General features: G+C 70.7%; 11 protein-coding genes and 1 tRNA gene. 8 read left to right on the forward strand and 4 right to left on the reverse strand.

Features of this window, described 5'->3' with window-relative positions:
- Nucleotides 1-84 precede the first annotated feature (84 nt).
- The 5 genes from ABZ848_RS16635 to ABZ848_RS16655 all read left to right on the forward strand — a co-directional run bounded on the left by ABZ848_RS16635 (nt 85) and on the right by ABZ848_RS16655 (nt 6,531).
- Complete coding sequence (locus tag ABZ848_RS16635; protein WP_360831794.1) at nt 85-1,545, forward strand: aldehyde dehydrogenase family protein; 1,461 nt, start codon at nt 85-87, stop codon at nt 1,543-1,545.
- Nucleotides 1,538-2,746, forward strand: coding sequence for an L-2-hydroxyglutarate oxidase (gene lhgO / locus ABZ848_RS16640; RefSeq protein ID WP_360831797.1), 1,209 nt, complete (start codon nt 1,538-1,540; stop codon nt 2,744-2,746). The genes ABZ848_RS16635 and lhgO overlap by 8 nt, the downstream gene beginning before the upstream one ends.
- Before the next feature lie 122 nt (nt 2,747-2,868).
- Nucleotides 2,869-3,729: an amidohydrolase family protein gene (locus tag ABZ848_RS16645; protein WP_242776452.1), complete on the forward strand. Its 861-nt coding sequence runs from the start codon at nt 2,869-2,871 to the stop codon at nt 3,727-3,729.
- Nucleotides 3,730-3,742: 13 nt separating this feature from the next.
- Complete coding sequence (locus tag ABZ848_RS16650) at nt 3,743-5,452, forward strand: thiamine pyrophosphate-dependent enzyme (RefSeq protein WP_360831800.1); 1,710 nt, start codon at nt 3,743-3,745, stop codon at nt 5,450-5,452.
- A gap of 14 nt (nt 5,453-5,466) precedes the next feature.
- Nucleotides 5,467-6,531 (forward strand): Ldh family oxidoreductase, encoded by a 1,065-nt coding sequence (locus ABZ848_RS16655; RefSeq protein WP_360831803.1) that lies wholly within the window; start codon nt 5,467-5,469, stop codon nt 6,529-6,531.
- A gap of 57 nt (nt 6,532-6,588) precedes the next feature.
- Here ABZ848_RS16655 and ABZ848_RS16660 read toward each other — a convergent pair whose 3' ends face one another.
- Entirely contained in the window at nt 6,589-7,167 is a 579-nt protein-coding gene (locus ABZ848_RS16660; RefSeq protein WP_360831805.1) for a helix-turn-helix domain-containing protein, read from the reverse strand.
- A gap of 166 nt (nt 7,168-7,333) precedes the next feature.
- Between ABZ848_RS16660 and ABZ848_RS16665 the strand changes: the two genes are divergently transcribed.
- Both ABZ848_RS16665 and ABZ848_RS16670 read left to right on the forward strand, forming a co-directional pair.
- On the forward strand, nt 7,334-8,773 hold the full coding sequence (locus tag ABZ848_RS16665; protein WP_360831808.1) for an MFS transporter: 1,440 nt from the start codon (nt 7,334-7,336) through the stop codon (nt 8,771-8,773).
- Between the two features lie 90 nt (nt 8,774-8,863).
- A tRNA-Pro gene (locus ABZ848_RS16670) sits at nt 8,864-8,940 on the forward strand.
- A 97-nt stretch (nt 8,941-9,037) separates the two neighbouring features.
- Here ABZ848_RS16670 and ABZ848_RS16675 read toward each other — a convergent pair.
- From ABZ848_RS16675 to ABZ848_RS16685, 3 genes are read right to left on the reverse strand one after another with little or no spacing between them, the layout of a single operon-like run.
- Nucleotides 9,038-11,932: a BTAD domain-containing putative transcriptional regulator gene (locus ABZ848_RS16675; protein WP_360831811.1), complete on the reverse strand. Its 2,895-nt coding sequence runs from the start codon at nt 11,930-11,932 to the stop codon at nt 9,038-9,040.
- Between the two features lie 12 nt (nt 11,933-11,944).
- Complete coding sequence (locus tag ABZ848_RS16680; protein WP_360831814.1) at nt 11,945-12,889, reverse strand: NAD(P)-dependent oxidoreductase; 945 nt, start codon at nt 12,887-12,889, stop codon at nt 11,945-11,947.
- A complete protein-coding gene (locus tag ABZ848_RS16685; protein ID WP_360831817.1) occupies nt 12,886-13,590 on the reverse strand; it encodes an SDR family NAD(P)-dependent oxidoreductase in 705 nt (234 codons plus the stop codon). The genes ABZ848_RS16680 and ABZ848_RS16685 overlap by 4 nt, the downstream gene beginning before the upstream one ends.
- Before the next feature lie 172 nt (nt 13,591-13,762).
- Between ABZ848_RS16685 and ABZ848_RS16690 the strand changes: the two genes are divergently transcribed.
- Nucleotides 13,763-14,647, forward strand: coding sequence for a LysR family transcriptional regulator (locus tag ABZ848_RS16690; protein WP_360831820.1), 885 nt, complete (start codon nt 13,763-13,765; stop codon nt 14,645-14,647).
- Nucleotides 14,648-14,880 lie beyond the last annotated feature (233 nt).

Below are 14,880 nucleotides of genomic sequence, written 5' to 3' on the forward strand. Positions count from 1 at the left end.
CTGGTGGCACCGCCCCCACATGGTGTGTTGTCGCATCCGGCCCGCACGATCCGCGCCGCGCGGACGACCAAGGAAGTGATCTCCATGCGTACCCTCGAAACCCTCTCCGGCGGCGAGTGGGTCGCGACCGGTGAGTGGATCGGCGTCCAGAACCCCGCCGACGTCCGTACCCCGATCGCCCGTATCCCCGCCCTCGCCGCCAAGGACGTCACCCGCGCCTACGACCACGCCGAGCGCGGCTTCGCCGTCTGGAAGCGCACCAGCCCCTTCGAGCGGGCCCGCGTCTTCACCGAGGCGGCCCGGCTGATCCGGGAGCGCGTCGAGGAGATCGCCGCCGACGTCACCGCGGAGAACGGCAAGACCCTGGCCGAGGCGACCGGCGAGACGCTGAAGGCCGCCGACTTCCTGGAGTACTACGCGGGGCTCGCCCGCCAGGGCTACGGCACGCTCCTGCACGACGTACGCCCCAACCACCGTACGCACACCCAGCGCGAGCCGATCGGCGTGATCCTGGTGATCAGCCCCTGGAACGACCCGCTGATCACCCCGGCCCGCAAGCTGGCCCCGCTGCTCGCCGCCGGCAACGCGGCCGTGTTCAAGCCGGCCACCGAGACACCGTTGTCGGGCCTGCACTTCGCGCGCGCCCTGCACGACGCGGGCCTGCCCGCCGGTGTCCTCAACGTCGTCACGGGCCGCACGGCCGAGATCGAGGAGGCCCTCCTCGACGACCCGCGGATCGTCGGCATCACCTTCACCGGCTCCAACGAGGTCGGCAACCGCATCCGCCGCCGCCTCGCCGACCGCAACGTCCGCTTCCAGGGCGAGCTCGGCGGCAAGAACGCCTCCGTCGTCCTGCGCGACGCCGACCTGCCGGCCGCCGCCAAGGCCGTCGTCGCCGCCTCGTTCGGCCAGGCGGGCCAGCGCTGCACCGCCACCAGCCGCGTCATCGTCGAGCGGCCGGTGTACGACGAGTTCACCCGGCTCCTGGTCGCCGAGGTCGAGGCGCTCAGGATCGGCCCGGGCAGCGACCCGGCGACCACGCTCTGCCCGCTGTCCAGCCCCAAGCAGCGCGACTCCGTCCTCGCCGACATCGACAAGGCGCTCGCGCAGGGCGCCACCGTCCTCACCGGCGGCGCGCCGGACACCGAGGGCGAGCGCGCGCACGGCTGCTACGTCCAGCCCACCGTCCTCGCCGGCGTCACCCCCGAGACGGCGATCTGGCGCGAGGAGGTCTTCGGCCCGGTGATAGCCCTCCTCGCCGTCGAGGACTTCGCGTCCGCCGTGGAGGCGGTCAACGACTCGGACTTCGGTCTCGCCGCCGCCGTGTTCACCCGCGACCTGGCGAGCGCGTACCGCTTCGCCGACGAGGCCGAGTGCGGTCAGATCGCGGTCAACACGACCACCCCCGGCTGGGACGTCCACCTGCCCTTCGGCGGCTTCCGCGACTCCGGTACGGGCTACAAGGAGCAGGGCGAGGAAGTCCTGAAGTTCTCCACCCGCGTCAAGACCGTCGCCATCAACCTCGGGGAGGCCGTACGTGGCTGACGAGACCATCGGCATCGTCGGCGCCGGCATCGTGGGCCTGGCCACGGCCCGCGAGATCGCCCTGAGCCGCCCCGGTACCCGGGTCGTGGTCCTGGAGAAGGAGAAGGAGGTCTCCCTCCACCAGACCGGCCACAACTCGGGCGTCGTCCACGCCGGCATCTACTACAAGCCCGGCAGTCTGAAGGCCGACCTCACCGTCCGGGGGGTCTCCCTGCTGCGCGAGTACTGCCAGGACCGCGAACTGCCGTACCGGGAGATCGGCAAGCTCGTCGTGGCCGTGCGCGAGGACGAGCTCGGCCGGATGAACGACCTCTACGAGCGGGCGCGGAACAACCACGTGCCCGACCTGAGGAAGATCTCCAGGGAGGAGATCCGGGAGCTCGAACCGCACGCCGGCGGTGTCGCCGCCCTGCACTCCCCGCGCACCGCGATCACCGACTACCCGGCGATCGCCCGCGCCTTCGCCAAGGACGTCGTCGACTCCGGCGGCGAGGTGAGACTCGGCTTCCCGGTCACCGGCATCACCACTGTGCCCGGCGGGGTCGAGGTGGCCTCCGGACAGGAGCGCGTCACGGTCGACCGGCTGATCCTGTGCGCGGGCCTCCAGTCGGACCTGGTCGCGAAGCTCGCGCAGGACAAGCAGGAGCCGAAGATCGTCCCCTTCCGGGGCGAGTACATGCTCCTCAAGCCGGACAAGACCCACCTGGTCCGCGGCCTGCTCTACCCGGTGCCGGACCCGCGCTACCCGTTCCTCGGCGTGCACTTCACCCCGCGCGTCGACGGCACGGTGGAGGTCGGCCCCAACGCGGTCCTGGCCCTCGCGAGGGAGGGCTACACCAAGACCCGGATCTCCCCGGCGCACCTCCTGGGCCTGGCCGCCTACCCCGGCGCCTGGAAGATGGCGGCCCAGCACTGGCGTACCGGAATCAAGGAGTACCGCGGCTCCTTCTCCACGGCGGCCTTCATGAAGGACGCCAAACTGTACGTCCCCGGAGTCTCCGCCGCCGACGTCGTACGCGGCGGAGCGGGCCTGCGCGCCCAGGCGCTGGACCGCGACGGCACCCTCGTGGACGACTTCCGCATCCACCAGGTCGGCCGGATCACCGCCGTCCGCAACGCCCCCTCGCCGGCCGCGACGGCCTCCATGGCCATCGCCGAACACATCGTCGAAGCCATGTTCAGGAACCCGTCCGCAATCTGAGAGTTCCCTGCGTACGACGCACTTTCTGGTTGCGCTCCAGGGGGCTCCGCAAGCGCTCACCACCCGCCTAGCGTTCCTTCCGCACCACCCCACCGTCCCGCTCTACGGAAAGAGTTCAAGACATGTTCGTCGTCGACACCCAGATCCACATCTGGAAGGAAGAGACCCCGGACCGCCCCTGGGTCCCCGGCGCGCGGGAGCGCATCCGCCTGAACGGACATCGCGAGGACCCCTTCTCGTACGAGGAGGCCCTGGAGCTGATGGACGAGGCCGGCGTCAACCGCGCGCTGATCCTGCCGCCGTCCTGGGAGGGCGACCGCATCGACTACGCCCTGGAGGCGTGCGAGGCGCACCCCGACCGCTTCGGCATCATGGCCCGCATCCCGCAGAACAAGCCCGAAGAGGGCAAGGCGATGCTGAAGGACTTCGCCGAGAACCCGCATGTGAAGGGCACCCGGCTGACCTTCCACCGGCCGCAGGACCGCAACTGGATGATCGACGGCACCAACGACTGGTACTGGCCGATCGCCGAGGAGCTGCGCATCCCGACGATGGTCCACGCCCCGATCTGGAAGCGCGAGCTCGGCGAGATCGCCGCCAAGCACCCCGAGCTGAAGATCATCATCGACCACATGGGCATCATGGCCCGCTGCGTCGACGACGCGATCGGCTACTGGGTCCAGGAGACCGCCGACCTGCACGTCCACCCGAACATCTACGTCAAGGTGTCGGCGCTGCCGGGCTACTCCACCCAGCCCTTCCCGAACAACAACATCCAGAAGTACGTGCGCGAGATGGTCGACAAGATGGGCCCGCAGCGCTGCTTCTACGGCACCGACATCACCCGGCTGCTCGGCCACGGCATCACCTACACCGACACGATCGAGCAGTTCACCAAGCACTGGGACTTCACCCCCGAGGAGCTTGAATGGATCATGGGCCGCGGTATCTCCGAGGTCCTGAACTGGCCGATCGAGGGCTGAGGAAGCACGAGAGATGACCGACACCCGCAACACCCCAGGCGCCGACGGCGGCGACGCTCTCGTAACCGCCTTCAACGCCGTCGGCGCCGATTACATCTTCTGCTCGTCGGGCTCCGAGTGGGCCCCCGTGTGGGAGTCCCTCGCCCGGCGCCACCGGGACGGGCTGGACTGCCCCGAGTACCTGGACCTCACCCACGAGACCGTCGCGGTCGGCATGGCCACGGGCTACGGCCTGATCAAGCGGCGCCCCCAGGGCGTCCTCCTGCACGCGGCCCCCGGTCTCCTGCAGGGCTCCATGGCGGTGCACGGCGCGCTCCTGGCGGGCGTCCCGATGGTGGTCTCCTCGTCCGAGTCGACCACGTACGGCGACGCCCCCGGGCACGATCCGGGCGGGCAGTGGTACCGCAACCTGTCCATCGTGGGCGGGCCGCACCAGATCGCGCAGCCCTTCACCAAGTGGTCCAACGAGGCCGCGAGCGTGCACACGCTGCCGACGATGGTCGCGCGGGCCGCCGAGCTGTCCTGGCGGGCCCCGGCCGGGCCGGCGTACCTGAACATCCCGCTGGAGATCCTCCTGGAGGACTGGGACGGCCGCGAGGCCAAGCCGATCGTGGCACCCGGCTCCACGCACAGCTCGCCCGAAGAGGTCGACCCCGTCGCCCAGTTGATCCGCGAGGCCGCCAACCCCGTGATCGTCACGGAGACGGCGGGCCGCGAGGCGGGCGGCTTCGAGGCGCTCGTCGCCTTCGCCGAGGCCTGGAACATCCCGGTCGTCGAGCCCGACTCGGCGGTGTGCGGCAACTTCCCGCGCACGCACCCCCTCCACGCCGGCAGCGACATCGGCCCGTGGATCGACGAGGCGGACCTCATCCTCCTGGTCAACTGCCGCGCGCCCTTCTACCCGCCGTCGCGCCGCCCGTCCAAGGCAAAGGTCGTGGTCATCGATGAGGTGCCCCAACGCCCGCATGTGGTCTACCAAGTGCTGTTCGCCGACCGGTACCTGGAGGGGAACGTCGCCAACACCCTGCGTCAGCTGACGAAGCGGGCGAAGGACCTCGACGAGGCCGTCGTGGCATCTCGTCGTACGGCCCAAGAGGCGCGGCACGCCGCAGAGTTGTCGGCCGTCGCCGCCGCCGAGGCCAGGGCGGCCGAGGCCGAGGGCGTCGACCCGGTGCTCGTCGCCGCGACCCTGCGCAAGCTCCTCGACGGCAAGGACGGCATCGTCGTCGACGAGACGATCACCCACAGCCGTGTCGTCAAGCGGCACGTCCAGACCGCCGACCCCGACTCGTACTTCTACGTGCAGGGCGGACTGGGCCAGGGCATCGCCGTCGCCCTCGGCGTCAAACTCGCCGCGAAGCAGCGCCCGGTGGTGCTCACGATCGGCGACGGCGCCTTCACGTACAACCCGGTCATCCCGTCGTACGACGCGTCGAAGGCGTACGAACTCCCGCTGCTGATCGTGGTGTTCAACAACCGCGTCTACAAGTCCATGAACCTCAACCACCGGCGCTTCTACCCCGAGGGCGCGGCGGCCGAGACGGGGGAGTGGCTCGGCACCGACCTGCACCGGCTGCCCCGGCTGGCCTCCTTCGCGGAGCCGTTCGACATGCACACCGAGACCGTCGACACCCGGGACGCGCTCGCCTCCGCGCTGGAGCGCGCCCTCAAGGCCGTGGCCGAGGGCACGACCGCCGTCGTCGACGTCCTCGTCACCCGCTGATCCAGGAGACCCCCATGTCCACCACACCCCCCAAGAAGGTCCTGGTCCCCGCCGACGACCTGCGCACCTTCTCCGCCGCGCTCCTCGAAAAGGGCGGCCTGAGCCCCGAGCACGCCGCCACCACCGCCGACGTGTTCGTCTGGGCCGCGCTGCGGGGCGTCGACTCGCACGGCATCGCCCGGGTCCCCGCCTACCTGGAGCTGCTCGCCAAGGGTGTCGCCAACGCCGGCGCCGACATCAAGGTCGAGTCGACCACCCCGGCCGCCGCGGTCGTCGACGCGGACCGCGCGCCCGGCCCGGTGGCGCTGACCGCGGCCGCCGACGAGGCCGTACGACGGGCCCGCGAGACCGGCATCGCCTCCGTGGGCGTACGGCGGACCGTGCACACCGGCGCGATCGGGTACTACGTCTCCCGGATCGCCGAGCAGGGCCTGGTCGGCATCGGCTTCGTGGCCGGCATGCCGAACATGGGCTACACCGGCGTCAAGGGTGCCGCGGTCGCCACCAGCCCCCTCGCGATCGCGGTACCGGCCCGCGACCACGCCCCGCTGCTCCTCGACATGGCCACTGCCACCATCGCCCTCGGCAAGATCCGCCAGGCGAAGGCGAGCGGCACCCCGCTGCCGGAGGGCGCGGCGGCCACGGAGGACGGCACCCCGACGACCGACCCGGAGCAGGCGGTCATGCCCCTGCCGCTGGGCGGCGCGAAGGGCTCGGGCATGTCCCTGGCCTTCGAACTCCTCACCAGCGTCCTCGTGGGCGCCCCGATCTTCGCGTCCTTCCACTCGGACGACCCGGCGGGCCGCAAGCACCGCCAGAACGCCCTGCTGATCGCCGTGGACCCGGCGGCGTTCGGCGGCGCGGACGAGTTCACGGAGGACGTCGACACCACGCTGAGCACGCTCAAGAGCCTCCCGGTGGCGGATGACGCGGACGGTGTCTACTACCCCGGTGAGCGCAGCGCGACGGTGGCGTCGCAGCGGGGGGCGCAGGGCATCCCCGTACCCCCGAAGGTCTGGCGAGACCTGACGGAACAGGCGGAGAAGCTGGGCGTGACGCTGCCGAAGCCGGTCGGTTAGCCAAGCCTTGAGACGCCCCGTGCCCCTTCAGGGGTACGGGGCTGTTTCGCTTTGCGGCTACGCGCCCACCCGCACCCCGTCCAGCGCGATCCCCAGCACCCGGTCCCGCTGAGCCTCGTCGACGAACACCGTCGCCGTGATCCCCGCGACCATCCGCAGCAGATCCCCGAAGTCCATGTCCCGCCGAGCCACCCCGGCCTCCTGGGCCCGCACGAACAACGGACCCCCCGCGGCGTACATGGACTCCCGGCACGCGTCGAAGATCTCCGACTCGTCGTCCAGCGCCTCCCGGACGGCCCGCTTGGTCACCATGTAGTCGGTGAACCGGGTCAGCCACGAGGTCAGCGCCTCCCACGGCTCCCGCTCGGCCACCTCCTCGGCGACCCGCACGAGCTCGTTCACCTCGTCCGCGTACACGCTCTCGAACAGCTCGCGCCGCGACGGGAAGTTCCGGTACAGCGTGCCGATGCCCACCCCCGCACGCTTCGCGATGTCCTCCAGCGACGCCTCCGCCCCGTGCTCGGCGAACGCCTCCCGCGCCGCCGCCAGCAGGGCGTCGTAGTTGCGCGCGGCGTCCTTGCGGTGCGGGCGCCGGGACACGACGAGTTCACGGACGGGGTACTGCTGGGCCGTCACTGCTGCCTCCCGGACAGGACTCGGTTGAAACCGGAGGTGTGCCTCCGATACAGTGGAGGCGTACCTCCACTTTAGCAGTGTGGGTGTGCACGCCCCCGCGCTCAGGGCCCGTACGACCGTGGCCCGAGAACCTCGGCCGCACCCCGTTCGTTCGGAGAGGCCTTCCATGCCCCGCAAGTCCACCCGTCTCACCTTCGCCGTCCTCGCGACCGGCGCGGGTGTGTTCGCCATGCTGCAGTCGCTGATCGCACCGGCCCTGCCGACGGTCCAGCACGCGCTGCACACCTCCCAGTCCACCGCGACCTGGGTGATGACGGCCTATCTGCTGTCCGCCTCCGTCTTCACCCCGATCCTCGGCCGCGTCGGCGACCTGGTCGGCAAGAAGCGCACCCTCGTCGCCGTCCTGCTCGTCGTACTGGCCGGCTGTCTGCTCGCCGCGCTCGCCCCGAACATCGGCGTACTGATCGTCGCCCGGGTCGTTCAGGGTGTCGGCGGCGCGCTGTTCCCGCTCTCCTTCGGCATCATCAGGGACGAGTTCGACCCGTCCCGGGTCCCGGGCAGCATCAGCAACCTGTCCGCCGTGATCGCCGCGGGCGGCGGCGTCGGCATCGTCGCGGCCGGTCCGATCGTGTCGGCCCTCGACTACCGCTGGCTGTTCTGGATCCCGGTCGGCGTCGTCGCGGCCACCGTCTTCATCGCCCTCCGTTACGTGCCCGAGTCGCCCAACAGGGCCGAGGGCAACGTGAGTTGGCTCGGTGCCGGCCTGCTGTCGGCCTGGCTGGTGGCGCTGCTGCTGCCGCTGAGCCAGGCGAGCGTGTGGGGCTGGGGTTCGGCCAGGACGGTCGGCCTGTTCGCCGCCGCGGTCGTCCTGTTCGCCCTGTGGCTGCTGGCGGAGGCCCGCTCCCGGACCCCGCTGATCGACCTGCGCGTCATGCGGCTGCCCGCCGTGTGGACCACCAACACCGTGGCCCTTCTCTTCGGCGCGGGCATGTACGCGCTCTGGTCCTTCCTGCCCGGCTTCGTCCAGATGCCCAGTTCCGCGGGATACGGCTTCGGCGCCAGCGTCACCGCCTCCGGGCTGCTGATGCTGCCCATGCTGGTGACGATGTTCTTCTCGGGCATCCTCAGCGGCCGGCTGGAGCCCGTCGTGGGCGCCAAGGCCCTGCTGACCACGGGTGCCGCGCTCGGCGCCCTCGCCCTGGGCCTGCTCGCCGCCTGGCACTCCGCGCAGTGGCAGGTCGCCCTGGTCACCGGCGTGTTCGGCCTCGGCATCGGACTCGCCTTCGCCTCCATGGCCAACCTCATCGTCGGCAGCGTCCCGGCCTCCCAGACCGGCGCCGCGACCGGCATGAACGCCAACATCCGCACCATCGGCGGCTCCATAGGCGCCGCCGTGACCAGCGTCCTGGTCACCGGCCGGCTCCAGCCCTCGGGCCTGCCGTACGCCTCCGGCTACACCCACGGCTTCACGCTCCTGGCGGTGCTCTGCCTGGCCGCCGCACTCGCGGCGCTGCTGGTGCCGGTCGGCCGGGCGGGACGGCTCGCCGGTACGGCGCCGGTGACCGGAAGCGAGCCGGAAGTGATCACATCCGGCACCCGCGGCTGACGGACGGGGCTCCCGGACCCTGCGGGAGCCCCCGTACCCGTACGGTAAGGTTGACCTGCACGATCGCGCGGCCCACCGCGCGAGAGGCACCGGGACGTGGCGCAGCTTGGTAGCGCACTTGACTGGGGGTCAAGGGGTCGCAGGTTCAAATCCTGTCGTCCCGACCAGCTTTTTTGCAGGTCGGAAGCCGTTCTCTCGGATGCGGGAGGGCGGCTTTCGCGTGGTGAGCGCGGCGCTGCGACGGAGTCGCGGTAGCGCACCACGTCAGCATTCATGCGGTGACGAGGAGTCGAGCACCGCGAGCCGCTCGCGGATCAGATCGCTCTCGGGGTGCCCGATCGCGCCCAGGATGTCGAGTGCCTCGCTCCACGCCGCGCGGGCGTCCTCCTTGGACTCCGTCGCGTGTACGTCGCCGATGTGAACGAGTGTGTCGGCGGTCAGGTAGACGTCGTTCAGCCGGCGGTAGGCGGCCAGGGCGCGGTCGAGGGCCCGCAGGGATGCGGCGCTGTCGCCGAGGCGGTGGTGGGCGACGCCCAGGCTGTCCCAGGACGCCGCCTCGACATTGCGGTTGCCGGCTGCCTGGGCGAGGGCGATCGCATGACGGCAGTCCCGGACCGCACCCTCGAAGTCGCCCAGGAGGATACGGGTCCAGCCGACCTCGTTGGCGACGGAGGCCGTGCCGACCGTGTGACCGACCCTCTCGTAAAGGGCTGTTGCCGCCTTGTAGTGCACGAGGGCGTCCCCGTGGGCCTTTCTGACATTGGCGAGGAAGGCCAAATAACGCCGGGCCAGCGCCTCTTCGGGCAGGTCGCCGATCTCGGAGAACATCTCCAGCGCTGTATGGAGGTGCTCCTCGGCCTCGTCGTCCGGCTCCGAACGACCGAGGGCGAAGCCCAGCGACCGGTGCATCCACGCCTGTCCGGCGATGTCGCCGACCCGCTGAGCGGCGAGCAGGGCCGCGCGCTGCGTCTCGATCTGCTCCTGGCGCCGTCCGCTGCGATCGAGGAACAGTTCGAGAACGGCCGCGAGCCGCCAGATCTGCGCACCGGCGCCGTGGTCCGGGTGATGGGTGACGATGGCTTGCAGATTGGGCATCTCGTGGTGCAGCCATTCGGCCGCCTCCGCGGAGCCCGTGAACGAGATGGCCTGGGTGCCCGGCGCGGCGAGCGGCAACACGGGTTGTTCGCGGTGGGTGTTGATGGCGGTCGAGGCATGGTGCGCCGTGTGCAAGTAGTGGTCGTGGAGCCGCCGCCGGGCCTCCTCGACGACCTGCCGGGAGTCCTCGGCCCGGGACGCCTCCCTGCTGAAGAGCCGCAGCATCGAGTGGGTGTTGTAGAGGCCGGACCTCTCCGGGGTGCACAGGCTGGCGCGGTGCAGTTCGGACATCACCCGGCGCATGACGCGCACCGGCAGGCCGGTCATGCTCGCCGCGGCCTCCAGGGAGACCTCGTGCGACGGGACCAGCCACAAACGACGGAACGCCTCGGCCGCCCGCTCGCTGAGAGCGCGGTACGACCACGAGAAGACCGACCGTGTGTCGGTGACGGGATCGCTCGCGCCGCTGATCGAGAAGGCGTGGAGTCCGTCGCTTCCCTCCTCCAACTCCGCCGCGATCTCCGCGAGTGGAGCGGCCGGGCGGATCTCCGCGCGGGCGCAGACGATGGCGAGGGCCAGGGGCAGACGGCCGCAGTGCTCGGCCATGGCGGTCGCCGCCTCGCGTTCCCGTTCCACCCGTGCCGTCCCGAGTCTCCCCGCCAGGCATTCGAGGGCTTCGGGGAGGGTGAGGACGTCCAGGTCGAGCAGCCGCGCACCTGAGGAGACGGCGAGTCCGGTCAGCCGCTGGCGGCTGGTGATGAGGGTGAGACAGGCCGGATTGCCCGGCAGCAGCGGACGTACCTGGTTGGCGTCCCGCGCGTTGTCGAGAAGGATCAGACAGCGGCGCCGGGCCAAAAGGCTGCGATACAAAGCGATTTGGCCGTCAAGGAGTGAGGGGATCCGTTCGTCGGGGACGCCGAGCGACTCCAGGAAGCAGCGGACCGCCGCGGAGGGGGTGAGGGGGTCGCCCTCGGGGTCGTAGCCCCGCAGGTTGATGTACAACTGGCCGTCGGGGAAACGATGGGCGGTGCGATGGGCCCAGTGCAGGGCGAGCGTGGTCTTCCCCACGCCCGGTGCGCCCCCGATCGCGCCGATGCCGACGCTCGGGCTCGTGTCCGTCGGCAGGAAGGAGTCCAGAAGCTCGATCTCGGCCAGCCGTCCGGTGAACACCGGCAGTCTCGCGGGCAGTTGGGCCGGTCCGGGCACGCGGGTGACGTCACCGGGGGGAGCGGCGGACGCCTTGGCACGGGACCGAGTGCCCTGGGCAGCGGGGGCCGTACCGCGCAGCACCTGGGCTTGTGCGGCGCGGAGTTCGGGACCCGGGTCGACGCCCAGTTCCTCGATCAGCTGCGAACGCACGCGTCGGTAGTGCTCCACGGCCTGGGCCGTCCGCCCCTCCGCGGCCAGGACCCGGATGAAGCAGGCTTGCAGGGCCTCGTTGAGAGGATCGCCGTTCGCGGCCGGTCTGAGCAGCGGCAGCACCGTCCCGGTGCGCCCGGTGGCCAGCGCGGCCTCCGCGGCGGCCTGAGCGGCCTGGAAGTACTCCGCGTCGATCCCGGCGAACACGGTGTGCGAGCGGACCTCGTGGGCCAGACCGGCGGCGACGGGACCGTGCCACAGGGAGAGCGCCTTGACGAGATGGAAGGCCGCCGCATCCTGCCGGTCGTCCTCGGCCGCCTTCAGACCCGCGTCGCGGTGCTCGCGGAACCGGAGCAGGTCCAACTCCGCGTCCCTGAGGTCCAGTCGGTAGCCCCCGGCTGCCCTGACCAGTACCCGCGCCTCGCTCCGCCGCGTCAACTCCGGTTCCAGGAGCCGTCGTAGCGCCCCCACATGACGGTGTACGACGTTGATCGCACGCGACGGCGGGTCGTCGCCCCACAACGCGTCGACGATCTGGTGCACCGGTACCGGGTGGTCTGCCTGGGCCAGCAGCATGGCCAGCACGCTCTGTTGCTTCGGCGGTCCCAGGTGCAGCTCTCTGTCCTGGTACCAGGCTCGTAGAGGCCCGAGGACCGAGAGGCGAAGCGGGTTCCGCTCCGCTGTGGGCGTCGGGTCCGGGTCCACTTCCTTGTCTCCTCAGGGGTGATGGGGACGGGTCGTTCGGGACGCCGCACGGGGGACGCCGGGCGGTGTCACCGCACCGCTCCGCAGGAACTCGGCCAGCACCGAACCGTCCTGCTCGCCCAGACCCGCGGCCAGTGCCTGGGCGATGAGCCCTCGGCTCGCCGTCATCTGGGCCATCGGCGCGCCCACGGAGGACGCCAGCGCGTCGACCAGTGCGAGGTCCTTGGCCACCAACGCCAGCGTCATGTGGGTGGCGGCCTCTTGCGGTCGTACGAAGTTGGTCCGGTTGTACAGCATGAAGGGCGAAGAGGCCGCACTCTGGGTGAACGCGTCGTAGGCGTCCGCCCGGGAGACGCCGGCGCGCTCGGCCAACACCAGTGACTCGGCGAGGCCCGTGGCCATCGACAGAAGAAGGGAGTTGACCGCCAGCTTCATGACGCTGCCCCTGCCCGAGTCACCGAAGTGGAGGACCCGGGTGGCCAGTACGTCGATCACCGGGCGCACCCGGTCGAGTGCTTCCTTCGATCCGCCTGCCAGCACGGTGAGTTCACCGCGGGTGGCCAGTTCCACCGAGCCCGACACCGGGGCGTCGAGGAGGACGGCGCCGCGCTCCTGGACCTGGGGCACGAGCGCCAGCACCGTCTCGGGGGAGATCGTGCTGGTCTCCAGCACGGTGGCTCTCGGGCGCAGGCCGGCGAGGAGGCCGTCGGACGCCTCGTACACCTCCCGCACGGCCTGGTCGTCGGAGAGCGAGACGATCACGATGCCGGCCGAAGCAGCGGCCTCTCGGGGGGAGTTGACGACCTGCGCGCCCGTCTCCGCCGCGACGTCCAGGGCCCGCTCGCGGGTCCGGTTGCTGACCGTCACGCCGTGCCCCGCCCTGCGCAGGCGTACCACCATGGGGCGGCTGAGACGACCGACGCCCACCACGGCCACACAGGGCAGGGCGCCGCTCATGCGAGGCCGCCGTTGAGGCTGAGGTTCACGCCGTTCGCCGAGGGGTTCTCCAGCAGGAACACGGAGCCGTCGACCATGTCCCGCATGGTGGGCAGAACTCCGGTCAGCGTGCGCTTGCGAGCGGCGTCCAACACCGGTTCGTTGCCCGCCCAGTAGGGGCTGTCGCCGACGACACCGGGATGGATGGCGTTGACGCGGACGGGGGCGGCCTCCTTCGACAGGGTCGCCACCAGGCCCATCACACCGGCGTTCACCGTGGTGACCGTGGTGGAACCCGGGTAGGGCATGTCCTTGGCCAGGCCACCGAACAACAGCACCGAGCCGGTGGGGGAGATGCGCGACCGCAGAGTGTGGACGACGGTCGTGTAGCCGACCAGCTTCGACACGGCCAACTCCGTTGCCCCCGCGATGTCGTAGTCCGCGAGCGTGTTCAGGTCGCGCCGCATGCCCGCGAGGACGATCGCATCCACGCGTTCGATGTCCGCCAGCGCCTGCTGGATCTCCTCGGGCCGGGACAGGTCGACCGCGATGCCGCGCACCTGCCCGCCGCCTTCCGCGGGGGTGATCTCCGCGGCCGCCTTCTCCGCCCGCGCGGCGTCGCGTCCGGCGATGACCACGAAGGCCCCGCGGCTCGCGTAGGTCGCGGCGAGTTCGCGGCCGATGCCGGCCGTTCCGCCGACGACAAGAATCTGATTCATCATGACAATTCCATTCGTCGTGACATGGTCGAAGCGGCAGACCGGTGACGACGCCTTCGTGGCGGCCGGCTCTCCTGCCGCTGTCAACAGTGGTGCGTACGTCCTATCGAGTCCAACGAAATGTATTGACAGGTATTATCGATTCTGGCGATAATTAGGGGTGGAATTACGGCAATTGAGATATTTCGTCACCGTCGCGGAGGAGTTGAGTTTCACCCGCGCCGCCTCCCGGCTCTTCGCGGCCCAGTCGACCGTCTCGGCAGCCGTCCGTGCTCTGGAGGAGGAACTCCAGGTCTCCCTCTTCGACCGCTCGACCAGGGCGGTGGCCCTCTCCGCGGCGGGAGAGGTGTTCCTGCCGGAGGCCAAGGCGGTCGTCGCGGCGGCGGAACGGGCCGCGGAAGTCGCGGGCGCGGCGGCGCAGCGGCTTCAGGGCAGCCTGCGGATCGGCACCATGACCCGCATGACCGCGCTCGACCTGCCTCGCCTCGTGGGGGCCTTCCGGCGGCGCCATCCGCTGGTCGACATCCGGATCCAGGTCTCCGGCAGTGGCAGCGGCGGCATCGCCGAGGACGTGCGGCGAGGGCGGCTCGACGTCGGCGTGGTCGCCCTCGGGTCCCGCGAGGCCCATGATCTGGATCTACGGCATTTCGCCACCGTTCCCTATGTGGTGCTCCTGCCCGCCGGGCATCCGCTGGCCCGGCGGGAAAACATCACCCTCCGGGACCTCGCGCACGAGAATTTCGTCGAAGGGCCGATCGGATTCGGCACCCGTACCGCGATGGACCGCGCTTTCGGGGAACTCGGTATCAGTCGCCGTATATCGGTCGAAATCGCTGACATAGCGACGGCCGTCGCTTATGTGCGAGCCGTGGACGGTGCGGCCGTCATTCCGCGCTACGAGTTCGGGGACATGGCCGGAGTTGTCTCCAGGCCGCTGTCCGGGGCCGCGCCCGTCCTCGTGCTGTCCTTCGCCGTGCGGGCGGGACGCACGCCGAGCCCGGCTGTCGCCGCGCTGCTCGATCTCAGCGCCAACTACACACGCGACGACGGGTTGTTCTGATCCGGGTCCGGGACGGGACCGCTGACGGCCGGCAAGGGGCAGAACGGCAGCGGCGCGGCGATCGGCTCGACCGCCGCTACCTGTCCGAAGCCTCGATTCGACCGGCCAGGCCATCGGCACAGTTTCGGCACTCCATGGCATCTAACGTCATTCGGCACCAGGTCTGGGCCGCGCATCCCTAACGGGGTCGGCGCGACCAACCAGCGATGACATCGCCACGCCCAGAGAGGCAG

It is taken from the genome of Streptomyces sp. NPDC047081, from assembly GCF_040643775.1.
In the GTDB taxonomy this organism is placed as follows: domain Bacteria; phylum Actinomycetota; class Actinomycetes; order Streptomycetales; family Streptomycetaceae; genus Streptomyces.